General features: G+C 59.0%; 23 protein-coding genes. 7 read left to right on the forward strand and 16 right to left on the reverse strand.

Annotated elements, in window-relative coordinates; all coding sequences use genetic code 11:
* Positions 1 to 21 precede the first annotated feature (21 nt).
* The 6 genes from ybgF to tolQ form a co-directional block, all read right to left on the reverse strand.
* Positions 22 to 1,008: a tol-pal system protein YbgF gene (ybgF, locus tag ASC96_RS28700; RefSeq protein ID WP_060506464.1), complete on the reverse strand. Its 987-nt coding sequence runs from the start codon at positions 1,006 to 1,008 to the stop codon at positions 22 to 24.
* Positions 1,009 to 1,187: 179 nt separating this feature from the next.
* Complete coding sequence (pal, locus tag ASC96_RS28705) at positions 1,188 to 1,712, reverse strand: peptidoglycan-associated lipoprotein Pal (protein WP_060506465.1); 525 nt, start codon at positions 1,710 to 1,712, stop codon at positions 1,188 to 1,190.
* Positions 1,713 to 1,909: 197 nt separating this feature from the next.
* A complete protein-coding gene (gene tolB, locus ASC96_RS28710; RefSeq protein WP_060506466.1) occupies positions 1,910 to 3,214 on the reverse strand; it encodes a Tol-Pal system beta propeller repeat protein TolB in 1,305 nt (434 codons plus the stop codon).
* Positions 3,215 to 3,251: 37 nt separating this feature from the next.
* Entirely contained in the window at positions 3,252 to 4,319 is a 1,068-nt protein-coding gene (locus tag ASC96_RS28715; protein ID WP_060506467.1) for a TonB C-terminal domain-containing protein, read from the reverse strand.
* Between the two features lie 10 nt (positions 4,320 to 4,329).
* The gene (gene tolR, locus ASC96_RS28720; protein WP_037099870.1) at positions 4,330 to 4,794 is read right to left on the reverse strand and encodes a protein TolR; all 465 of its coding nucleotides are present in this window, start codon (positions 4,792 to 4,794) and stop codon (positions 4,330 to 4,332) included.
* A gap of 32 nt (positions 4,795 to 4,826) precedes the next feature.
* Positions 4,827 to 5,546, reverse strand: coding sequence for a protein TolQ (gene tolQ, locus ASC96_RS28725; protein WP_060506468.1), 720 nt, complete (start codon positions 5,544 to 5,546; stop codon positions 4,827 to 4,829).
* Between the two features lie 308 nt (positions 5,547 to 5,854).
* Here tolQ and ASC96_RS28730 point away from each other — a divergent pair, with 308 nt between their 5' ends.
* Genes ASC96_RS28730 through ligD form a run of 3 tightly spaced genes read left to right on the forward strand, consistent with a single transcriptional unit; the run spans position 5,855 to position 9,614 of the window.
* On the forward strand, positions 5,855 to 6,127 hold the full coding sequence (locus ASC96_RS28730; protein WP_060506469.1) for a hypothetical protein: 273 nt from the start codon (positions 5,855 to 5,857) through the stop codon (positions 6,125 to 6,127).
* A 28-nt stretch (positions 6,128 to 6,155) separates the two neighbouring features.
* On the forward strand, positions 6,156 to 6,995 hold the full coding sequence (locus ASC96_RS28735) for a Ku protein (RefSeq protein WP_060506470.1): 840 nt from the start codon (positions 6,156 to 6,158) through the stop codon (positions 6,993 to 6,995).
* Between the two features lie 9 nt (positions 6,996 to 7,004).
* Positions 7,005 to 9,614, forward strand: a complete 2,610-nt coding sequence (gene ligD / locus ASC96_RS28740; RefSeq protein WP_060506471.1) for a DNA ligase D — start codon at positions 7,005 to 7,007, stop codon at positions 9,612 to 9,614.
* 3 nt (positions 9,615 to 9,617) lie between these two features.
* Here the strand turns inward: ligD and ybgC are convergent, their stop codons facing one another.
* Complete coding sequence (gene ybgC, locus ASC96_RS28745) at positions 9,618 to 10,061, reverse strand: tol-pal system-associated acyl-CoA thioesterase (RefSeq protein ID WP_112834513.1); 444 nt, start codon at positions 10,059 to 10,061, stop codon at positions 9,618 to 9,620.
* 121 nt (positions 10,062 to 10,182) lie between these two features.
* Between ybgC and ASC96_RS28750 the strand changes: the two genes are divergently transcribed.
* From ASC96_RS28750 to ASC96_RS28760, 3 genes are read left to right on the forward strand one after another with little or no spacing between them, the layout of a single operon-like run.
* Positions 10,183 to 11,403: an NAD-dependent epimerase/dehydratase family protein gene (locus ASC96_RS28750; RefSeq protein ID WP_060506472.1), complete on the forward strand. Its 1,221-nt coding sequence runs from the start codon at positions 10,183 to 10,185 to the stop codon at positions 11,401 to 11,403.
* Positions 11,403 to 12,272: a glycosyltransferase gene (locus ASC96_RS28755; protein ID WP_060506599.1), complete on the forward strand. Its 870-nt coding sequence runs from the start codon at positions 11,403 to 11,405 to the stop codon at positions 12,270 to 12,272. Before ASC96_RS28750 ends, ASC96_RS28755 begins: the two co-directional genes overlap by 1 nt.
* 13 nt (positions 12,273 to 12,285) lie before the next feature.
* Positions 12,286 to 13,173 (forward strand): NAD(P)-dependent oxidoreductase, encoded by an 888-nt coding sequence (locus ASC96_RS28760; RefSeq protein ID WP_060506473.1) that lies wholly within the window; start codon positions 12,286 to 12,288, stop codon positions 13,171 to 13,173.
* A gap of 36 nt (positions 13,174 to 13,209) precedes the next feature.
* Here the strand turns inward: ASC96_RS28760 and ASC96_RS28765 are convergent, their stop codons facing one another.
* Genes ASC96_RS28765 through ruvC form a run of 7 tightly spaced genes read right to left on the reverse strand, consistent with a single transcriptional unit; the run spans position 13,210 to position 17,539 of the window.
* Positions 13,210 to 13,719, reverse strand: coding sequence for an NUDIX hydrolase (locus ASC96_RS28765; protein WP_060506474.1), 510 nt, complete (start codon positions 13,717 to 13,719; stop codon positions 13,210 to 13,212).
* A gap of 3 nt (positions 13,720 to 13,722) precedes the next feature.
* Complete coding sequence (locus ASC96_RS28770; RefSeq protein WP_060506475.1) at positions 13,723 to 14,595, reverse strand: metallophosphoesterase; 873 nt, start codon at positions 14,593 to 14,595, stop codon at positions 13,723 to 13,725.
* Positions 14,596 to 15,636: a Holliday junction branch migration DNA helicase RuvB gene (gene ruvB / locus ASC96_RS28775; protein WP_060506476.1), complete on the reverse strand. Its 1,041-nt coding sequence runs from the start codon at positions 15,634 to 15,636 to the stop codon at positions 14,596 to 14,598.
* Positions 15,637 to 15,676: 40 nt separating this feature from the next.
* Positions 15,677 to 16,294: a Holliday junction branch migration protein RuvA gene (ruvA, locus tag ASC96_RS28780; RefSeq protein WP_060506477.1), complete on the reverse strand. Its 618-nt coding sequence runs from the start codon at positions 16,292 to 16,294 to the stop codon at positions 15,677 to 15,679.
* 13 nt (positions 16,295 to 16,307) lie between these two features.
* Positions 16,308 to 16,727: a type II toxin-antitoxin system VapC family toxin gene (locus ASC96_RS32315; protein WP_081927832.1), complete on the reverse strand. Its 420-nt coding sequence runs from the start codon at positions 16,725 to 16,727 to the stop codon at positions 16,308 to 16,310.
* Positions 16,705 to 16,971, reverse strand: a complete 267-nt coding sequence (locus tag ASC96_RS28785; RefSeq protein ID WP_060506478.1) for an AbrB/MazE/SpoVT family DNA-binding domain-containing protein — start codon at positions 16,969 to 16,971, stop codon at positions 16,705 to 16,707. The genes ASC96_RS32315 and ASC96_RS28785 overlap by 23 nt, the downstream gene beginning before the upstream one ends.
* 55 nt (positions 16,972 to 17,026) lie before the next feature.
* On the reverse strand, positions 17,027 to 17,539 hold the full coding sequence (gene ruvC, locus ASC96_RS28790) for a crossover junction endodeoxyribonuclease RuvC (protein WP_060506479.1): 513 nt from the start codon (positions 17,537 to 17,539) through the stop codon (positions 17,027 to 17,029).
* A 173-nt stretch (positions 17,540 to 17,712) separates the two neighbouring features.
* On the opposite strand from ruvC, the gene ASC96_RS28795 reads away from it, so the two are divergent.
* Positions 17,713 to 18,714 carry an LLM class flavin-dependent oxidoreductase gene (locus ASC96_RS28795; protein ID WP_060506480.1) on the forward strand — a complete coding sequence of 334 codons (1,002 nt, stop codon included), beginning with the start codon at positions 17,713 to 17,715 and terminating at the stop codon, positions 18,712 to 18,714.
* 48 nt (positions 18,715 to 18,762) lie between these two features.
* Here the strand turns inward: ASC96_RS28795 and ASC96_RS28800 are convergent, their stop codons facing one another.
* Both ASC96_RS28800 and ASC96_RS28805 read right to left on the reverse strand, forming a co-directional pair.
* Complete coding sequence (locus tag ASC96_RS28800; protein ID WP_060506481.1) at positions 18,763 to 19,113, reverse strand: cupin domain-containing protein; 351 nt, start codon at positions 19,111 to 19,113, stop codon at positions 18,763 to 18,765.
* A 93-nt stretch (positions 19,114 to 19,206) separates the two neighbouring features.
* The gene (locus tag ASC96_RS28805; RefSeq protein WP_060506482.1) at positions 19,207 to 19,953 is read right to left on the reverse strand and encodes a YebC/PmpR family DNA-binding transcriptional regulator; all 747 of its coding nucleotides are present in this window, start codon (positions 19,951 to 19,953) and stop codon (positions 19,207 to 19,209) included.
* Positions 19,954 to 19,998: the final 45 nt, after the last annotated feature.

The raw sequence follows: 19,998 nt of genomic DNA on the forward strand, positions 1-19,998 counted from the left end.
AGCGGCGCGGCGCGGTCCACCTCAGCAGGCAAGGCGGCCCTGTTCGCTGGCAACCTTGGTCTTCACCGCCTGCGAAGCCTTCGGATAGCGCTTGTTGACCTCACGCAGCGTGGCGCAGGCCGTGTCCTTGTTGTCGAGTGCAGCCAACGACATGCCGAGTTTCAAGAGCATCTCCGGCGCCTTCGGCGACTTGCTGTAGGCTTGGTGCGCATTCAGGAACGTCTTGGCGGAATCGTTGAACTTGCCTTGGGAGTATTGCGCTTCGCCCATCCAGAAGCTGGCATCCGCGGCTTTTTCGCCCTTCGGGAATGCTTCGAGATAGGAGCGGAATTCGTTTTCAGCCTTGCTGTAGTCGCCCGTCAGCACATGGCCATAGGCCGACTGATAGAGATCGCCGGGATTATCGAGAGCGGCCGTCTGCTGCTGGCTGTCCGGCGTCTGGTTGATGCCCTGATCGGTACCGGGGAGCGTTGATTCCAGACTCGATGTGTCCTGGTTTGCGGCGATAGGATTGCCGTTTTCGTCAAAGACGATCTGGCCCAGCGTCGAGGACGCCGCGCCGGTACCGGAAGCAGTATCCGATCCCAAACCTGCGTTGGGATCGGTTACAGTTGCCTGATCAGTCGGTGCAGGCGCAGTGCCAGCTGTCTGATTGGTGCGCGGTGTTTCCAGCTGGCTCTTCTTCGTCGAGCCCGACTTGCCGCCTTCCAGATCCTGGAAACGGAACTCGTTGTCTTCCTGGAATTTGCGGATCTGCTCCTGCATCTGCAGAAGCTGGAAACTCATTTCCTCGATACGCCCGTTGAGCGAGCGGATCTGTTCCTCGAGCTGCCCGATGCGTCCAACCTCGTTCGACTGGACCTTGAGCAGCGGCGCCTTGCCCGGTGACTGGGCCTCGCCGTGGATTGCGCGGTTGAACAGCGCGGATAGCGGCATGGCGGTCACTGTCTGTCCAAACCCCGCAAAGGCAGTCAGGCCGATCAATCCCGCCACGACAAAATGTTTCATGTCATGTGTCCTGTTTGTGTATCCACTCTCATCCGAACCGGTTCAAATCGGTTGATGGATGATTGCCGCACAGTTTTCCAATTGGCCTCAAAAAGCAACGGAGTTCGGTCAAAGTGTGACAAAAAAGAAAAGGCGGCCCGAATGGCCGCCTTTTCGAGAGACTGCTGAAGGTCCGGCAATTACATGCCGGCGCCACCCAGAACCGTGACAGCGCGACGGTTCTGCGACCAGCAGGAAATGTCGTCGCAGACGGCGACCGGCTTTTCCTTGCCGTAGGAGATCGTCTTGATCTTCGAGGCCGGGATACCGCGCGAGGAGAGATATTCCTTGGCCGCTGCGGCGCGGCGTGCGCCCAGTGCCAGGTTGTACTCGCGGGTGCCGCGTTCGTCGGCATGACCTTCGACCGTGATGGCATAGTTCGGATACTTGGCCAGCCACTGCGCCTGGCGATCAAGCGTTGCCTGGGCATCTGCACGGATCGAGGTGGAGTCTGTGTCGAAGAAGATGCGGTCGCCGACGTTGACCGTGAAGTCCTGGCTCGAGCCCGGGGTCGCCGCATTGGCGCCGAGGCCGAGATCACCAGCGCTGTTCATCGGCTTCTTGGCGCAAGCAGCAAGCGCCAGGCTGGCAAAGAGAGCGATCATGATCGGGTTGCGGGCGAAGGATTGCATGCGGCCTGCGGCCTGGGCGTGAATGCGGCTCATGGGCCGGTCTCCTTGGATGGTCTGTCTTAATTCAGGGTTGCCAGACTGTAACCGGAAGCGGTTAATCCCATTTCAACGGATATGGTTAGCAGACGGTTAAAATTCGCGTGGAGGCTTGCTAGATCAGTCCTTTGCGGCGAGAAAGCGGCAAATTCGCCATATTCCCCGCCGCATCGTCACAATGCTATTCAATGGGGCTATTCAAGTAGCGGCGACCATGCCGGGTCAGACGCAAAGCCCTTGGTCTGGACCAGCTGCTCGTTATAGCCGGTCAGGTCGATCGAATAGAGCTGCGGACCACCGGCACCGGAGTTCTGCCGGAAGAACATCAGGACACGGCCATTCGGAGCCCAGGTCGGGCCTTCGTTGTGGAAGCCGGTCGTCAGGATGCGTTCGCCCGAACCATCCGGCTTCATCACGCCGATCGAGAACTTGCCACCCGACTGCTTGGTAAAGGCGATCAGGTCTCCGCGTGGCGACCAGACCGGCGTGGAATAAGAGCCATCGCCGAACGAGATGCGGTTCTGTCCACCGCCGCCGGCGCTCATGACATACAGCTGCTGGCGGCCGCCGCGATCACTTTCAAACACGATCTGGCTACCATCCGGCGAATAGGACGGAGAGGTGTCGATCGCAGCGGTCGACGTCAGCCGCGTCGTGGTGCGCGAACGCAGGTCCATCGTGTAGATGTTGGCGTTGCCGTCCTGCTGCAAGCTCATGATCACCCGCTGGCCATCCGGCGAAAAGCGCGGAGCAAAGGTCATGCCGGGGAAATTGCCGACCACTTCGCGCTGTCCGGTTTCGAGCTGCAGCAGATAGACGCGCGGCTCGTTGCCTTCAAACGACATGTAGGTGATTTCCTGCTTGTTCGGCGAGAAACGCGGCGTCAGCACGATGTCGTTGGAATTGGTGATGCCACGGGCATTGAAACCATCCTGGTCCATGATGGCCAGTTGACGCTTGCGTGCCGTCTTCGGGCCGCTTTCGGCGACATAGACGATGCGGGTATCGAAATAGCCCTTTTCACCGGTGATCTGCTCATAGATAGCGTCGGCGATGATATGGGCGACACGGCGCCAGTTTTCCGGCTGGGTGAAGAACTGCTGCCCTGCCATCTGCTGGCCGGCAAAGCTATCCCACAGGCGGAATTCCGCCTTCAGGCGGCCATCGCCTTCCTGGGTGACCCGGCCGGTGACCAGCGCCTGCGCATTGATGACCTTCCAGTCTTCAAAACGCGGAGCGGCATCCGGATTGGTGATCTTCTCGATGAAGGCACTTTTGGCGATCGGCGCAAACAGGCCGGAACGCTTCAGGTCGGCTGCAACGACGTCGGAAATCTTCTGGCCCAGTTCACCTTGCAGGAAGTCGGTGACGGCGATGGGCAAAGGCTCGACATTGCCTTTGTTGATGTTGATTTCCACCCGCGCATGTGCAGGCGCGATCATCAGGGTGACCATCGTCGCGAGCGCGATCAGAAAACGGAAGGGATTGCGTTTCAACATTGTAACGGAGCCTTTCAGCCATTCATTCTATGATGTTCTAGAGCATGGAGCTTGGATCGAAATTGACGACCACTTCGCTCCAGGAATCGTATTTGTCTGCCGGCAGGTTATCGAACGGCGCCGATTTCAGGATGGCCCGCCGCACGCTGCCCTCGAAGGTTCGCCGTGCCGAATCCGTACCGCCCGAGGCGACCACTTCAGGCCGCCCGATGATCTCGCCATTCTTGTCGAGCTGCATCGTCACCGTGATCGTCAGCCCTTCGGCACCGGAAATACCGGCAACGACGGACCAATTGTTCTCGATGCGGCCCCTCAGCGCATCCATTTCGCTGGCCGACAGCGTGTTGCCGGTCGTCTTCTTTGCACCCAGCGAAGCTGTTTCGCTGGACCGCTTCTTGCCACCGCCGGAGGAATCCTGCTTGTTGAGAAGCGCCGCCACTTCATCGGCATCGAAGTCCGACTTCATGGCAGTCGATGTCTTCTTCTTCTCGGTCTTGTTTTCTTCGTTCTTGCGATCGGGCGTCTTGGCCGTCTGCGCCGGCTGTTCCACCTTGGGCTTTGTCATTGGCGTCGGAACTTTGTCCGGCAGCGCTTCTGCATCCGGATTTTCCGCAGGCTTTTCCTCGGCAGGCGTTTCCGCAGGCTTGGGGTCGGGCTGGACCTCCTGCTTCGGCTCGGGCAGAGCGGCAACTTCCGTTGCAGGCTCGGATGCCGGCTTGTCTTCCGTCACCTCGGGCTTGTCTTCCTTCACCGGCTCAGGTTTCGGCAGCGGAACGTCTTCAGACTTGATCGCGCCCGTCGATTCCTTTTCGATCGGCTTGGATTCCGGCTTTGGCGGTGTTTTCAGATCAACACTGTTGTCGCCGACGTTTTCACCATCATTGTTCTCAACTGGCTTCTTTGTCGGAACGGGCGAAGGCTTTTCGGATTTCGGAGCCTTTGCGTCCCCCATCTGCAACTGGGTCAGCTCTTCGACAGACACCATATCGACCGGGATGGACTCCATATTGGAGACCTCGAACGATTTGGGACTGCCGAGCGACACCAGCGCCCAGGTCAGAACCAGGCCATGCAGCACAGCGGATGTGATGAGACTGCTCTTCATCGTACGCGCTCTACTGGCCCTTCTGCGGCTGGGTGACGAGACCGATATTCTTGAAGCCTGCTTCCTGGATACGCGCCATGACATCGGCGATCACGCCGTAAGGCGACGTCGCATCACCCCGCACGAAAATACGCTCGCTATAGCCTGTCGTTGCGATCGCCTGCAGCTTTGCGGCAACCTCTTCGACCGGGATCGGCGTTTCCTGCAGGAAGACCTGGCCGTCGCTCTTGACCGAAATCGTGATCGGCTGGGTTTCGGCATTCAGCGCCTTCGCCTGCGTTTCCGGCAGATCGATCGGCACGCCGACCGTCATCATCGGGGCGGCAACCATGAAGATGATCAACAGCACCAGCATGACGTCGACGAACGGCGTCACGTTGATTTCGCTCATGACGCCCTTGCCGCCGCGGCCGCCACGGCCACCGCGGCGACGGCCGCCACCCTTCGATCCACCACCTGCTGCTGACATACCCATTGGTCTATCTCCGTCTTCGTGCCGCTCAGGCTTTACTGCGCGGCCTGGCGCGGCTGCAGCTTCTCATCGATCTGGCGCGAAAGAATGGCCGAGAACTCGTCGGCAAACCCTTCCATGCGCGCCGTCAGCTTGCCGGCATCGGCGGAGAACTTGTTGTAGGCGATAACCGCCGGGATAGCGGCGAGAAGGCCGATTGCGGTGGCGAGAAGTGCCTCGGCGATACCGGGCGCAACAACCGCAAGGTTTGTCGACTTCGAACCGGCGATGGCCTGGAACGAGGTCATGATACCGACAACGGTACCGAACAGACCGACGAACGGGCCGGCCGAACCGATGGTGGCGAGCGATCCGAGCCGCGATTCAAGCGCTTCGGCCTCACGGGCCAGCGTCACGTCCATCGCCCGGTCAATACGCATCTGCAGACCGATCGGCGAACGGGCGCCGCGTTCGAAGGACTTCTTCCATTCGCGCATGGCAGAGACGAAGATCGCCCCCATGCCGGAGGTCGTCCGGTCGGACAGTGTCCGGTAGAGTTCTTCCAGCGACTGGCCAGACCAGAACACCTGTTCGAACGCATCCAGCTGGCGGCGCACCTTGCCGAATTTAAGCGTCTTGTCGACGACGATCGCCCAGGTCCAGATTGAGGCGCCAATCAGTCCCAGCATGACGAGCTTCACCACGAAGCCCGCCTCCATGAATAGCGACCACAGCGTTACGTCTGTCGTCGCTGCAGCCAATCCAACCTGTTCCATCGTTCTCAAATCCCCGAATCCAAACGCCCGGCAAGAGCAATCTCATGCTCACAGCCAGGGTGCTTAAACGTCATTGTTGCAAGATTGACCCGGCAGCTGCCGATAACCGGCCTCATGCCGATCTTTAAGCTTCCTGTCTGCCTTCTTGCGTTCAATCTTGGTGAAAGGATGACGTGCAGTGCACAAAACCCTAATATGTGCATTAAGACATCATTATGGTTAAGAGAGTCTTACTTTGCCGCATTGCAATCTGATCTTTGCCATGAAGTACTGCGGGAACATTCAAGGCTTGGCCGCGTTCAGCGGACATGAGCACGATCACGCCAAAGACATCATCCAAACGTTCCTCCCGGCCGCATTTCGATCATCGCGACCGGTTGATCCTTGCGCTTTATGCGCAGCTGAGGGCGGAGCGTGAGACACGTGAAGCGCTGGAATGGGCCATCGAGAATGGCGCCGTTTCGCCTGAAGTGCTGCAGGCCATGGTGTCCGATCCGGTGCCGGTGATCACCAGCGAGGATGTGGCTGCGCTGGAGCGCCTGCTGGCCCGCGACACGAACACGGGGAATATTGCGCATTAAAACACCGGCCGACGGAGAAGGTGGAAACATGGTATCGCGTGCATTGTGGAAAGGACAGCTGCGTCTCTCCCTCGTTTCCATCCCTGTCGAAGTGTTCAGCGCCACTAAGACGGGCGCGCGCTTTGCCTTCCGCCAGATCCACGAACCATCCGGCAAGCCCGTCCACTACGACAAGGTCGTCGACGGCATCGGTCCTGTCGATACGGACGAGATCGTCAAGGGCTACGAGTATGAGAGTGGCAAGTATGTCCTGCTCGAACCGGAGGAAATAGACGCAGTCAAGCTTGAGACGAAAAAGACATTGGAACTCGTGCAGTTTGTCGATGCCTCCGAGATTTCACCGATCTACTATGACAAACCCTATTATGTCGTTCCCTCCGACGATCTGGCCGAAGACGCCTATCGGGTGGTCAGGGACGCCTTGCGCAAATCAGGCAAGGTGGGGCTTGGCCAGCTGACCCTGCGCGGACGCGAATACATCGCTGCGATCAAACCTTGCGGCGATGGTCTACTTCTCGAAACACTCCACTACGCCGACGAGTTGCGGAAAGCCGATCCGATGTTCCACGGACTTTCCGGCAAAACCTCCGACGATGATCTTCTGGAAGTGGCAACCGCGCTGATCGACAAGAAGACCGCCCCCTTCGACGCCACCACCTTCAAGGACAATTATTCGACGGCACTGAAAGAACTGGTCCAGAGAAAGCTCAAGGGCAAGAAGGCAAAGATCGAGGTCGAAGATGAGGACGACACCGGCAAGCGTGGCGACAATGTCGTCGATCTGATGTCGGCACTGAAGAAAAGTCTTGAGGGTAGCGGTGGGAAAGCTGCGCCCAAGAAAGCCGCTCCGAAGAAAAAATCCGCCTGAGGCACCGCTATGGCCGAGCATTACGATTCCCTCACCGAGTATAACCGCAAGCGCGATTTCACCAGGACCGCCGAACCCAAGGGGGCGTCGAAAAAGGGAAAGGCGGGCAAGCTCTTTCTGGTGCAGAAACATGATGCAACCCGGCTGCATTATGACTTCCGGCTGGAATGGAAAGGCGTACTCAAAAGCTGGGCGGTAACCCGCGGCCCAAGCATCAACCCGGACGACAAGCGGCTTGCCGTGCGCACCGAAGACCATCCCATGGCCTATGGCGATTTCGAAGGTACGATTCCGAAAAAGCAATATGGCGGCGGCACGGTGATGCTGTGGGACACCGGCTGGTGGGAGCCAGACAACGATCCCGACGAAGGCCTGAAGGAAGGCAAGCTGAAATTTCATCTCCACGGTCAGCGCATGCATGGCGGCTGGACCTTAGTGCGGATGAAGCCGCGCAACGGTGAAAAGCGCGAGAACTGGCTGCTGATCAAGGAGCATGACGGCGAGACCAGCGAAGACGGCGAAAGCCTGTTGACGGAAAATTTGACCAGCGTCAAAAGCGGCCGTTCGATGGGGGAGATCGCATCCGGCCAGGGGGAAAGGAAAGCCCATGTGTGGGAATCGGCGAAAAGCGCCGCCGCCAATGTCAAGGCTGGCGCCGTCGCCGAGGAAAAATCAGAGCCGCCAAAAGAACGGAAACGGTCGGGCAAGGCGCCCACCTTCGTCAAGGCGCAGCTGGCAACCCTCACCGCGGACGCGCCTGATGGCGACGACTGGCTGAACGAAGCCAAGTTTGACGGTTATCGTCTGATGGTTTCCATCGGCAAAGGTGGCGTCACCTGCTTCACGCGGACCGGACTGGACTGGACGGAAAAATTCCCCGATATCGCCAACGGATTGATGCCGCTGGATTGCGACACCGCTTTGATCGATGGCGAGGCGGTCGCCGCTTCTAACGAAGGCTCCAAGTTCTCCGCATTGCAGAAGGCAATCAAAACCGGGGGCGAAACGCGCTTCTATGCCTTCGATCTGCTGCACCTCGACGGCAAGGATTTGCGCAAAGCGCCACTGGTCGAACGCAAGGAGGCGCTGAAGGTGTTGCTGGACACGCTGGAACCTGGCCCTGCTATCCAGTACAGCGAACACGTCCGGGGCAATGGCCGAAAGGTGTTTCAGGCCATGTGTAAGGCCGGGCAGGAAGGCATCATCGCCAAAAAAGCCGATGCGTCCTATCGCGAAGGCCGCGCCGGCAACTGGCTGAAGATCAAATGCACCAAACGGCAGGAATTCGTCATCGGCGGCTATTCCCCCTCTGACAAGCGCGGGAGGGCTTTCGCCTCGCTGCTGGTCGGCGCGTATGACGGGAGGAAATTCGTCTATCAGGGCCGCGTCGGCACCGGGTTCGACGAAGAGACCATGGCAGATCTGGCCGCGCGTTTTCCCAAGCTGATACGCAAGACGTCACCATTCGATGCGGTCCCGAACCAGATCGCGCATGATGCGGTCTGGCTGACTCCGAATCTTGCGGCGGAAATTGATTTCGCCGAATTTACCGACGATGGTCACATCCGCCACGGCGCCTTTCAGGGCCTGCGCGAAGACAAGGAGGCTTCTGCCGTGACGCTAGAGACGAAGAAACCAGCACCAACGTCCAAAGCCGCCGTGGATAAACCGGAAGTGCCGGGCGCGGATAAGAAACGGCCACCGCACAAGGAAAAGGATGCAGACGGCGACGTGCTCGGTATCCGCATAACCCACGCCGACAGGCTGCTCTTTTCCGACCCCGCGATCACCAAGGTCGACCTTGCCCGATACTATGGCGTGATCGCGGTTCGCATGTTGCCCTTCGCCGCGGATCACCCTGCCTCAATCCTGCGCTGCCCGCAGGGGCCTGATCATCAGTGCTTTTACCAAAAACATGCCGGCGATGGCTTTCCCGATGAAATCCATCAGGTCCCGATCGAGGAATCCGATGGCGATACCGCCAACTATCTCTACGTCAACGATGCCAAGGGCCTCGTGGCCGCCGTGCAGATGGGCACGATCGAGTTGCACATCTGGGGCTCGACCATCGACCGGCTCGACGCTGCCGACCGGCTTGTCTTCGATCTCGATCCCGACCCGAGCGTCACCTTCGAAACCGTCAAACAGGCGGCCGTCTTGCTTCGCGACGCGTTGGAGGAGCTTGGCCTGAAATCGGTCGCCATGGTCTCTGGCGGCAAGGGCATCCATGTCATCGTGCCGCTGTCGCGCCGCGCGCCGTGGGAGGACGCCAAGACCTTCGCCAAGGGCCTTTCGGCCAAGATCGCCGACGAAGATCCCGAAAATTACATCGCCACCATGTCAAAAGCCAAGCGCAAGGGCCGCATCTTCATCGACTGGCTGCGCAATGAGCGCGGCTCCACCGCCGTCGCGCCCTATTCGGTGCGCGCCCGCTCCAATGGTCCGGTGGCAACGCCGGTCAGCTGGGATGAGCTTGGTGATCTCGGTGCTGCCAACGGTTTTCACATTCCCGATATTCTCGAGCGCCTGGAAAGCGGTATCGATCCCTGGGCGGAGGCGAAGGACTGGAAACAGAGCCTGACCAAGGCAATGCTGAAAGCGGTCGAAGCCGGGGACTGAAACTCAGCCCTGCCCGAGGAACTTCTTGCCCAGTGTCTCCGGCAATCGCCGCGGCCGCCCCTGCCCGTTGATGACGGCGATGATCACCTTGGCGGCGATCAGTAGCGTGCCCTCGCGGCGGATTTCCTGTTGCAAGACCATCTTGGCGCCACCGGCTTTTTCCGTCGCCGTGGTGATCGTCAGGATGTCGTCCATGCGTGCCGGTTGCTTGAAATCGATCTCCATCCGGTGGACGACGAAGACCAGACCTTCCGTGTCACCCTCGATCGCCAGCGTTGCCTGCTCGACGCCGAGAAGACGCAGATAATCGGTGCGTGCCCGCTCCATGAAATGCAGATAGCGGGCATGATAGACGACGCCGGAGAAATCCGTGTCCTCATAATAGACGCGCTGCACCAGCCGGTGTCCGGCATCCGTCAACTCGCCGGAAAGTGCAATCAAGGTCATGGGCATCCTCTGATTTTTGTTTTTCTGTGACGGAACAAATTGCTTTTGGCAAGCATTGTCGTCCTGTCACAATCCGCCCCTATCACCATCCATAGCGTTCCACCTGAAGGAGACGACGTGCATGAAAATTGCTGTCCTTGGCGGTGATGGTTTTGTCGGCTGGCCGACGGCCCTGCATTTGTCTGACGCCGGTCACGACATCCACATCCTCGACAACCTCTCCCGCCGCTGGATCGATACCGAACTCGGGGTTCAGTCTCTGACGCCGATGGATTCAATCCAGGAGCGCACGCGCATCTGGCACGCGGAGACCGGCCGGCGCATCCATTTCCACTTGATCGATCTGGCCCGCGATTACGAGCTCCTGAAAAATTGGCTTGCGGAAAACCGTCCGGATGCCGTGATCCATTTCGCCGAACAGCGCGCGGCGCCCTATTCGATGAAAAGTGACCGCCACAAGAATTACACGGTCAACAACAACGTCAACGCCACGCATAACCTCCTGAACGCCCTGGTTGAGATCGGCCTCGACGCGCATCTCGTCCATCTCGGCACGATGGGCGTCTACGGTTATTCGACCGTCGGCGCCGCCATTCCCGAAGGTTACCTATCGGTCGGCATCGAGGCCGAAAGCGGCGAGACGGCGAAGCAGGATATCCTCTACCCGGCCAATCCCGGCTCGATCTATCACATGACAAAATGCCTCGATCAGCTGCTGTTCCAGTTCTACGCCAAGAACGACGCGCTGCGGATCACCGACCTGCATCAGGGCATCGTCTGGGGTACACATACCGAGCAGACCCGCCGCCACGAACAGCTGATCAACCGCTTCGATTATGACGGCGATTACGGCACCGTGCTCAATCGCTTCCTGATCCAGGCGGCGATTGGCTATCCGCTGACCGTGCACAGCACCGGCGGCCAGACCCGCGCCTTCATCCATATTCAGGATTCGGTCCGCTGCATCGAACTGGCGCTGAAAAACCCGCCGCAGCGTGGCGCCCGCGTCGAGATCTTCAACCAGATGACCGAGACGCACCGGATCCGCGACCTCGCCGAAATGATCGCCGGGCTTACCGGCTCAGAGATCGCCTGGCTACCCAACCCTCGCAAGGAAGCAGCCGAAAACGATCTGATCGTCCGCAACGAAAAATTCCGCGCCCTTGGCTTGAATGCAATCACGCTGCAGGATGGCCTGCTTGCGGAAATCGTCGATGTCGGCAAGAAATACGCCTACCGCGTCGATCGCAGCCGAGTGCCCGCCGTTTCGGCCTGGACCAAGGACATCGCCGCCAAGATCAACCACGATCCGGAAGGAAGAAGGCTGAAATCGGTTTCATGATGGAGCAAGCGCTTGCTTCAAATGGTATCGCACCATCCGGCCCTGCCGGATCGCAGCACGCATTCGTGACGCTGGTGACGAATGCCGACTATGCGATGGGCGCAACCGCATTGGCGCGATCAATCCGCATAACGGGAACGAAAGCTGATATCGTCGTCCTCCACACCGGCGGCGTTGATCAATCCGCCCTGACGCCCCTCGCCGAATTTCGTTGCCGGCTTGTCCCCACCGACCTCCTGCCTCTGTCCAACGCCTTCAACGAGCGGCATGCCCGCAAGAGCATTCACAGCGCAGCCCCCTTCACCAAAGGGCGAAAACCGGACTTTCACTCGCCGCTCGACAATTTTTGCAAACTGCGGCTCTGGCAACTGACCGCGTATGATCGCTGCATCTTCATCGATGCCGATACGCTGGTCCTGAAAAACATCGACCGCTATTTCGGCTATCCCGAATTTTCGGCAGCGCCCAACGTCTATGAAAGCCTTGCCGATTTTCACCGGCTGAACTCAGGCGTCTTTGTCGCCACACCCTCCCCGCAGACATTCGAGGCCATGCTCACGCAATTGGACAGACCCGATGCTTTCTGGCCGCGCACCGACCAGACCTTTCTGCAGAATTTCTTCCCCGACTGGCATGGCCTGCCTGTCACGATGAACATGCTGCAATATGTCTGGTTCAACATGCCGGCTCTGTGGGATTGGCCATCCATCGGCGTGCTGCACTATCAATATGAAAAACCGTGGGAAAAGGACCATCCAAAAGCGGAAAGTCTGCGACCGCTGATCAATCTCTGGCATGCTTTCTTCAGCGGCGAGAACATTCCCGATATTGCCGGACTGCCAAATCCGGGCCTGGCAAACACGAACTGAAATCAGGAAGCTCATGACACGCGTTCTTGTTTCCGGCGGCACCGGCTATGCCGGCCGTTTCATCGTCGAACACCTGTTGGCCAACGGTTACAAGGTCACTGTCGGCGGCCGTGCTGCGCCGGGCCCGGGCTTTTTCTCCAAGGACGTTGCGTTCGTGCCTTTACGGCTTGATCCGGATGCCGACCAGATCGAGGCCTTCGATCACATCTATTATTTCGTCCATGCCGCCTTCGAGCACATACCCGGAAAATATCGCGGCGGCGAAGGCGATGATCCCGAGAATTTCCAGCGCGCCAATCTCGACGGCAGCGTGAGCCTTTTCGAAACTGCCCGCGATGCCGGCGTCCGCCGTTGCGTTTTTCTGTCCAGCCGCGCCGCCTATGGCCCGCAACCACCCGGCACGATCTTGCAAGAGGATATGCACGGCAAACCCGACACGCTGTATGGCGAAATCAAGTTGCAGGCAGAGCGGAGCCTGGCCGCCCTCTGCGGCCACGGCTTCGTCACCGCAAGCCTCAGAGCAACCGGCATCTACGGTGCTGCAGGACCCGGACAGCGGCATAAATGGGCGGGGCTTTTCGAGGATTATCTCGCAGGTAAGCCTATTGCCCCCCGCGCGAGCACCGAAGTGCATGGCACCAATGTCGCCCAGGCCGTGCGGCTGATGCTGGAATCGGACAGCCTGCGGATCAATGGCGAAACCTTCAACGTTTCGGATGTCCTGACCGATACCTACGACATCCTTTCCACCCTGCAGCGTGCCAGGCACTGTCCACATCCCTTGCCTGACGCCGGCGATAAAACAGGCTGCAACCCCATGAGCACCAGCAAGATCGAGGCGCTGGGCTGGAAGGCGGGCGGCTTGGAGCTACTCAGAGAGACTATAGAACACCTGGCTTAGCCTGGAAGGCTTCAGCCATGTTCGGGACGGTATGGTCTACCGGTCAAGATCGCCGTCATCCCAGATGATATGGACTGGCGTCAGCGGTAAGGTCTCGATCTGCTCGGCAATGAAATAGGGCGGGATATCGAGCGCTATCAGCGCCGCCTTGGTGGCTTTCACCCATTTGAACTCGAGATCATTCTTGCCGTCCCGCAAACGATGCACGATGTCGCTTGGATCAAACGGAAAATCCCCAGGGATTTCCATCTGGTAGTAGAAGCCGATCTCGTGATAGTCGCGCTCCTCGTAACGAAAGAAATTTTCCACGGTCCAGAGCAAGCGGCCGACGCTGACCTCGACGCCCAGTTCCTCGACCATCTCGCGCTTCAGCGTCTCCACCGATGTCTCGCCGATCTCGGCCCGCCCACCCGGAAACGTCCAGAAATCCTCGTGTGCTGCCCGGTGCACCAGAACATGCCCATCGCGAAACCCAAGGCCGGCAATACGAAAATTGAACCGCTGTCTCTGCGGCCCATCCATCCGGATCATCTTTCGTTTGGGCATGGTCTATCCAAGTTCGACAACGACGATTTCCGGCGGCGAACCGAAACGGATGGGCAGGATCGAGCAACCCAAGCCACCGGAAACGATCAGATTGCGATCATTCTCGACAATATGGCCGTAGACGTAACGATTGCTAAAGCGCGAGGGAACGAAGGGCGCATATCCAAACAGGCGGATCTGGCCGCCATGCGTATGCCCGGATAGCGTCAGGGACACCCGGTCTGGCACTTGCGGGAATACATCCGGCTCATGCGCCATCAGGATAACGGGCGCATCATCGGCGATCTGCGCCAGGGTGGCTGGCAGGTCATCGAGACCCGGCCAGGGACCGATCTGATCGGCCAGCCCGGCCAGCCAGAAGCCTTCGCCATCCTTCTCGAAACGGGTGGCATGGTTGTCATAGACGGGAACATTGATCGATGACAGCGCCGTGTGGACCAGCGTCGGCCCCTTCCCGGCCAGCATCGCACCAGGATCATCGAGCCAGTCATGGTTACCCATGACGGCATGAACGCCAAGTGGCGCGGACAGGGCGGCAAGCTCACGCACCCAGTCTTCCGGCGCCACATGCCCTGTCCTTATCCGCATGCCGGATAGAAAATCCCCCAAAAGCAGGATCATGTCACCGCCCAACACATTGGCCTGCCTGCAGATCTCGCCGATCCGCTTCGGTGACATCCAGGGATCACAGGCATGAATGTCGGCGAGGACAACAAGTTTCAGCTTCAAACCGGCGGGCCATTTGTCCGGAACGAGGCGATAGCGCTGTACGCGCGGCTGCCGGACCGGCTCGATACCGACGGCATAGGCGCCGGTCGCGATGCCCGTCAGCATCAGGCTTCCAACCGTCCTTAAAAAGCCGCGCCGGGAAATCAATCAATCATCCTCCTGAAACAGGCGGAACTGGGTGGCTTCCAGATCCTTCGGCACCTGCAATCCAAGGTGTTTCCATGCGTTTGCGGTCAAAATACGCCCGCGCGGTGTACGCTGGATGAATCCCTGCTGAATCATGTAGGGCTCGATAATGTCCTCGATCGCATCGCGAGGTTCAGACAGCCCTGCCGCAATGGTTTCAATGCCAACCGGACCGCCACCAAAATTCAGCGCAATCATGGTCAGATAACGTTTGTCGAGTTGATCGAGGCCCATATTGTCAACCAGCAACCGTGTCAGCGCCTCGTCGGCGATCTGCTTGGTCACAGCCTCAGCCTTGGCGACTTCGGCAAAATCACGCACCCGGCGCAGAAGCCGGCCCGCGATGCGCGGCGTGCCGCGCGCCCGGCGGGCGATTTCTCGGGCACCGTCATCCGTAATACCGAGACCCATCAGCCTAGCTCCACGCCTGACGATCAGTTCCAACTCCTCGACCGTATAGAAACTCAAGCGCACCGGAATACCAAACCGGTCGCGCAGCGGCGTGGTCAAAAGCCCGAGCCGCGTCGTCGCCGCCACCAGCGTGAATTTCGACAGGTCGATCTTCACCGAGCGCGCCGCCGGACCCTCGCCGATGATCAGATCGAGCTGAAAATCCTCCATCGCCGGATAGAGGATTTCCTCGACGGCTGGGTTCAGCCGGTGGATTTCGTCAATGAACAGCACGTCCCGGTCTTCGAGATTGGTCAGAAGGGCGGCAAGATCACCGGCCTTGGCGATCACGGGACCGGATGTCGAGCGGAAATTGACGCCGAGTTCCTTGGCCATGATCTGCGCCAGCGTCGTCTTGCCAAGGCCGGGCGGACCGACGAACAGAACATGGTCCAGCGCCTCGCCGCGGTTCTTTGCCGCCTCGATGAAAATTTTCAGATTGGCACGCGCTTCCGCCTGACCGGTAAACTCGTCCAGCGTCTGCGGCCGCAGCGTCGTATCGAGATCCTCGCCGCGCTTTTCCGGGGTGATCAGTCTCTGCTCTTCACTCATGTACACTCAATCTCATGCCTCGAACGCCAGGGCAACGCACTTAGCGCGCCAGCTCTTTCAGCCCCAACCGGATCAACTTGGCGCTATCCAGCCCCTCGCCACCATTCTTCAACGCAGCCGCCACCGCATTGGCTGCCTGATCGCGCGAATAGCCGAGATTGCTGAGCGCCGAGACCGCATCCGAGACCGGTGCGGAAGCAACGCCCTCCCCGAGTTCCTGCTTCAGTCCGATATTGGCGCTGGCTTCGCCGGCAAAGGCGGGCGCCTTGTTCTTCAGTTCGGTGACGATGCGCACCGCAACCTTTGGCCCGACGCCGGGCGCCCGCGAAACGGCGGTCTTGTCCTGCAACGCAATGGCATTGGCCAGTTCGCCGGGCGTCAGCACGGAAAGAACGGCAAGCGCCACCTTGGAGCCGACGCCCTGCACGCTCTGCAGCAGCCGGAACCATTCCCGCTCCAGCGCCGACAGGAAACCAAACAGCCGCAATTGGTCTTCGCGCACGTAGGTTTCGATAAACAGCACGATTGCTTCACCGGGCGAGCCGATCTTCGACAGCGTGCGCGACGAACAATGGGCGACATAGCCGACACCATGCACATCGACAACGACATGGTCGTCACCGATTTCGTCGATCGTTCCCTTCAGCTTGCCGATCATGGCGCAAAATCCTTCATGGGTGAGTGTCCGGCGTGATCAATTCGACGGAAGGGAAGTAGGAACTGTATCTGGCCCCGTCTCTCGTCAACAGACGGTGTCTGCGCCAGTCGGCATGGGCGCCGATGAGAAAATCCGGCAATGTCCGCTCCCGCTGACCACCGGCAAGCCGATAAGCACGATGCGCCTTGCCCGCTCGGAATGCCGCCTCGTACGGGATATTTTCACGTTTGGGATCGAGCCAGCTCAAGGCAGCAAGCAGCTCTCCTTCTGAAATGGGCGACGCCGCAAGTTCGGACCAAACAATCGGGCTGAGGACCAGAGTTCCGTCGCTGACGCATTGCCGCAAAGCTTTAAGCGACCATGGGCGAATGGGCGTTTCAGGCCCGAGAACATCAATGAAGATATTGGTATCAACGAGGGTCGAGATCGTCACGTTCACCTCTCAGCCAGACCATGAACTCGTCCGTGCTCTTGCCTCCGGTATCGAACGTCCCCTTCACGCTGGCGGCCCAGTCATCGAAGTCGCGGATCGCCGGCTCGTCTGCTGCAGCATCCACCCGCACCAGCAATGCGCCCTTGCTGGACGCAACGAAATCCACCTCTGACCCCGGCACAATGCCGAGACGGTCTCTGATTTCCTTCGGGATGGTCACCTGACCTTTTTCCGTCACACGCATGGTAATACCTCCAAGGTATTACTTAGATGCGAACCAGGAACAAGTCAAGAACAAATCAGCCTGCGAGTGCCGCCATGCGCATGCGGGCGCCACCGCGATTGTGGGCGTGGCAAATAGCGATCGCCAAGGCATCAGCCGCGTCATTGCCCTTGAATTCGGCCTTGGGCATCAGGATTTTCAGCATCATGTGGATTTGCTGCTTCTCACCGTGACCAACGCCGATGACGGATTTCTTCACCGCATTCGGCGCATATTCAGCGACCTGCAATCCCGCCCGTGCTGGCACAAGCATGGCAATGCCGCGGGCTTGGCCAAGCTTGAGGGTCGCCACCGCATCCTTGTTCACGAAAGTCTGCTCGACGGCCGCCTCATCCGGCTTGTGAACGTGAATGACATCGGCCAAACCATCGTGCAACTGGCAAAGCCGCGAAGCCAAATCCATATCGCCGTCGGACGTGACAGTGCCGGAGGCGACGAAACGCAGCGAGTTGCCGAGCGTATCGATAACGCCCCAACCGGTGCGCCGGAGGCCTGGATCGATACCGATGATGCGAATCGTGTTTTGCATGGTGGGAAGCTTAATACTCATCCCCGGACGCTGCCAGCAAAATGTGAACAAAACAAAAACATCCGCAACAATTCGGCCGTTCCACCCCTATCACATTTCCTCCTTAGGGTTGGATTTACGAAATTCGATCTTACATACGCTTCTATCAGTTCCATTCATCGAAGGCTTTTCCCATGGTGCCCTTTTCGATCCTTGACCTTTCGCCAATCACGCAAGGGTCAGATGCTTCGCAAGCCTTGCACAACTCGCGCAGGTTGGCACAGGAAGCGGAAGCATCCGGCTACAAGCGTTTCTGGCTGGCCGAACATCACGGCATGAAGGGCATCGCAAGTGCTGCAACATCGATCGTCATTTCGCATGTGGCAGCCGGCACCAAGACGATCCGCGTCGGCTCCGGCGGCATCATGCTGCCCAACCATTCGCCGCTGGTGATTGCCGAGCAGTTCGGAACGCTGGCCGCGCTCTATCCCGGCCGCATCGATCTTGGCCTCGGCCGCGCGCCGGGAACCGACATGCGCACCGCATCTGCACTTCGCCGCAACATGGAAGCCAGCGCCAACAATTTCCCCAATGACGTCGTCGAACTGCAGGCTTTGCTCGGGCCGATCAAGGACGGCCAGGATCTCATTGCCGTGCCCGGCGCCGATAGCAACGTGCCGCTCTGGCTGCTGGGCTCCAGCCATTTTAGCGCCCATCTGGCCGGAATGCTCGGCCTGCCCTTCGCCTTCGCGTCACATTTCGCGCCGGACATGCTCCTGTCAGCCCTGGAAATCTATCGCGAGCGTTTCGAGCCTTCACAATATCTCGACCAGCCCTATGCCATGGTCGGCATCATGGGCGTCGCTGCCGATACCGACGCCGAAGCCAACCATCTCTTCACCTCGATGCAGCAATCTTTCGTGGCGCTGCGCCGCAATGCGCGTGGCCAGTTTCCGCCGCCGGTGGATTCGATGGATGGTTTGTGGAGCGACAATGAAAAGATTTTCGTCGATCATGCCATGACCTATGCGGTCGTCGGCGGACCGGAGACGATCAGAACGAAGCTCGACCAATTCATCGGCCAGACAGAGGCCGATGAGGTGATTGTTTCCATGCCGATCTTCGACATGGACGCACGGTTAAAATCGGTGCGGCTGTTTGCAGATGCGCAGCAGCAACTGGCAAAAGCCGCATAAAAATACCCCGGAGAAACTCCGGGGTACCATCACACTCTCAAATCAGGCTTAAACCTTGAAATCGAAGTGCTTGCGCACCGTTTCGAGGATTTCCCAGGTGCCTTTGAAATCGGCCTCAACGACGAAGGCATCACCAGCAACGACCGTGACCGGCGTACCACCATCTGGCGTGATGATGATCTTGCCGGCAATCATGTGCACGAATTCATAGGCAGAGTAGGTTGCATGATAGGTGCCGGGTGTCGCTTCCCAATAACCTGAAACCATCGAGCCATCCGAAGACGTATGCAGCGCCCAGGTTTTCATCGAAGGATTTCCGGCGGCGACAACCCAACCATCCAGTGTTGCCGGATCGCCGGCGGCGGGAACGGGCGTCGCAAGTTTGGTCACAGTCTGCATGGGCCATATCCTCTCTGAAAGGAAGGAGCCTAATGCCCGGCTGCCGGAACTGACTTGCCAATCCCGACAGGCGGTGACGTGAACCGGCAGAAATCAGGCCGAAAGCTTGGCCATGACTTCGTCGGAAACTTCGAAGTTGGTGTAGACGTTCTGCACGTCGTCGTCGTCTTCGAGCGTATCGATCAGCTTCATCAGCGATTGTGCACGCTCTTCATCGACCGGCACCGTGTTCTGGGGCTTCCAGATCGCCTTGACGGTATCGGCTTCGCCAAGCGTCGCTTCAAGCGCCTTGGAAACGTCGCCGATGGCTTCGAAACCGCAGATGATGAAATGACCGTCCTCGTCGGTGGTGACGTCATCGGCACCGGCTTCGATCGCAGCTTCCATCACCGTGTCGGCATCGCCAGCCGAAAGCTTGTAGGAAATTTCACCGACGCGGTCGAACGAGAACGACACCGAACCGGTTTCGCCAAGTGCACCGCCGGCCTTTGTAAAGGTCGAGCGGACATTGGAGGCTGTGCGGTTGCGGTTATCGGTCAGTGCCTCGACGATGACGGCAACGCCGCCTGGACCATAGCCTTCGTAACGGACTTCTTCGTAATTTTCGCCGTCGGTACCGGAGCCCTTCTTGATGGCGCGCTCGATATTGTCCTTCGGCATCGACTGTGCCTTGGCGTTCTGGATCGCCAGGCGCAGGCGCGCATTCATCGTCGGGTCAGGCAGACCGCCCTTGACCGCAACGGTAATTTCGCGTGCGAGCTTGGAGAACATTTTCGACCGCACGGCATCCTGACGGCCCTTGCGGTGCATGATGTTTTTAAACTGTGAATGGCCAGCCATGGCGCCCTCTTCTCATGCTAATCATGTTTGGAATTGGGCGCCTTA

Origin of the sequence: Rhizobium sp. Root1204 (assembly GCF_001424965.1) — a bacterium.
GTDB lineage: Bacteria > Pseudomonadota > Alphaproteobacteria > Rhizobiales > Rhizobiaceae > Pararhizobium.

Excerpts from the sequence above, each read along its gene's own strand:
- ybgF (WP_060506464.1), bottom strand. The coding sequence starts at position 1,008 with ATGAAACATTTTGTCGTGGCGGGATTGATCGGCCTGACTGCCTTTGCG.
- pal (WP_060506465.1), bottom strand. The coding sequence starts at position 1,712 with ATGAGCCGCATTCACGCCCAGGCCGCAGGCCGCATGCAATCCTTCGCC.
- tolB (WP_060506466.1), bottom strand. The coding sequence starts at position 3,214 with ATGTTGAAACGCAATCCCTTCCGTTTTCTGATCGCGCTCGCGACGATG.
- ASC96_RS28715 (WP_060506467.1), bottom strand. The coding sequence starts at position 4,319 with ATGAAGAGCAGTCTCATCACATCCGCTGTGCTGCATGGCCTGGTTCTG.
- tolR (WP_037099870.1), bottom strand. The coding sequence starts at position 4,794 with ATGGGTATGTCAGCAGCAGGTGGTGGATCGAAGGGTGGCGGCCGTCGC.
- tolQ (WP_060506468.1), bottom strand. The coding sequence starts at position 5,546 with ATGGAACAGGTTGGATTGGCTGCAGCGACGACAGACGTAACGCTGTGG.
- ASC96_RS28730 (WP_060506469.1), top strand. The coding sequence starts at position 5,855 with ATGAGCACGATCACGCCAAAGACATCATCCAAACGTTCCTCCCGGCCG.
- ASC96_RS28735 (WP_060506470.1), top strand. The coding sequence starts at position 6,156 with ATGGTATCGCGTGCATTGTGGAAAGGACAGCTGCGTCTCTCCCTCGTT.
- ligD (WP_060506471.1), top strand. The coding sequence starts at position 7,005 with ATGGCCGAGCATTACGATTCCCTCACCGAGTATAACCGCAAGCGCGAT.
- ybgC (WP_112834513.1), bottom strand. The coding sequence starts at position 10,061 with ATGACCTTGATTGCACTTTCCGGCGAGTTGACGGATGCCGGACACCGG.
- ASC96_RS28750 (WP_060506472.1), top strand. The coding sequence starts at position 10,183 with ATGAAAATTGCTGTCCTTGGCGGTGATGGTTTTGTCGGCTGGCCGACG.
- ASC96_RS28755 (WP_060506599.1), top strand. The coding sequence starts at position 11,403 with ATGGAGCAAGCGCTTGCTTCAAATGGTATCGCACCATCCGGCCCTGCC.
- ASC96_RS28760 (WP_060506473.1), top strand. The coding sequence starts at position 12,286 with ATGACACGCGTTCTTGTTTCCGGCGGCACCGGCTATGCCGGCCGTTTC.
- ASC96_RS28765 (WP_060506474.1), bottom strand. The coding sequence starts at position 13,719 with ATGCCCAAACGAAAGATGATCCGGATGGATGGGCCGCAGAGACAGCGG.
- ruvB (WP_060506476.1), bottom strand. The coding sequence starts at position 15,636 with ATGAGTGAAGAGCAGAGACTGATCACCCCGGAAAAGCGCGGCGAGGAT.
- ruvA (WP_060506477.1), bottom strand. The coding sequence starts at position 16,294 with ATGATCGGCAAGCTGAAGGGAACGATCGACGAAATCGGTGACGACCAT.
- ASC96_RS28785 (WP_060506478.1), bottom strand. The coding sequence starts at position 16,971 with ATGCGTGTGACGGAAAAAGGTCAGGTGACCATCCCGAAGGAAATCAGA.
- ruvC (WP_060506479.1), bottom strand. The coding sequence starts at position 17,539 with ATGCAAAACACGATTCGCATCATCGGTATCGATCCAGGCCTCCGGCGC.
- ASC96_RS28795 (WP_060506480.1), top strand. The coding sequence starts at position 17,713 with ATGGTGCCCTTTTCGATCCTTGACCTTTCGCCAATCACGCAAGGGTCA.
- ASC96_RS28800 (WP_060506481.1), bottom strand. The coding sequence starts at position 19,113 with ATGCAGACTGTGACCAAACTTGCGACGCCCGTTCCCGCCGCCGGCGAT.
- ASC96_RS28805 (WP_060506482.1), bottom strand. The coding sequence starts at position 19,953 with ATGGCTGGCCATTCACAGTTTAAAAACATCATGCACCGCAAGGGCCGT.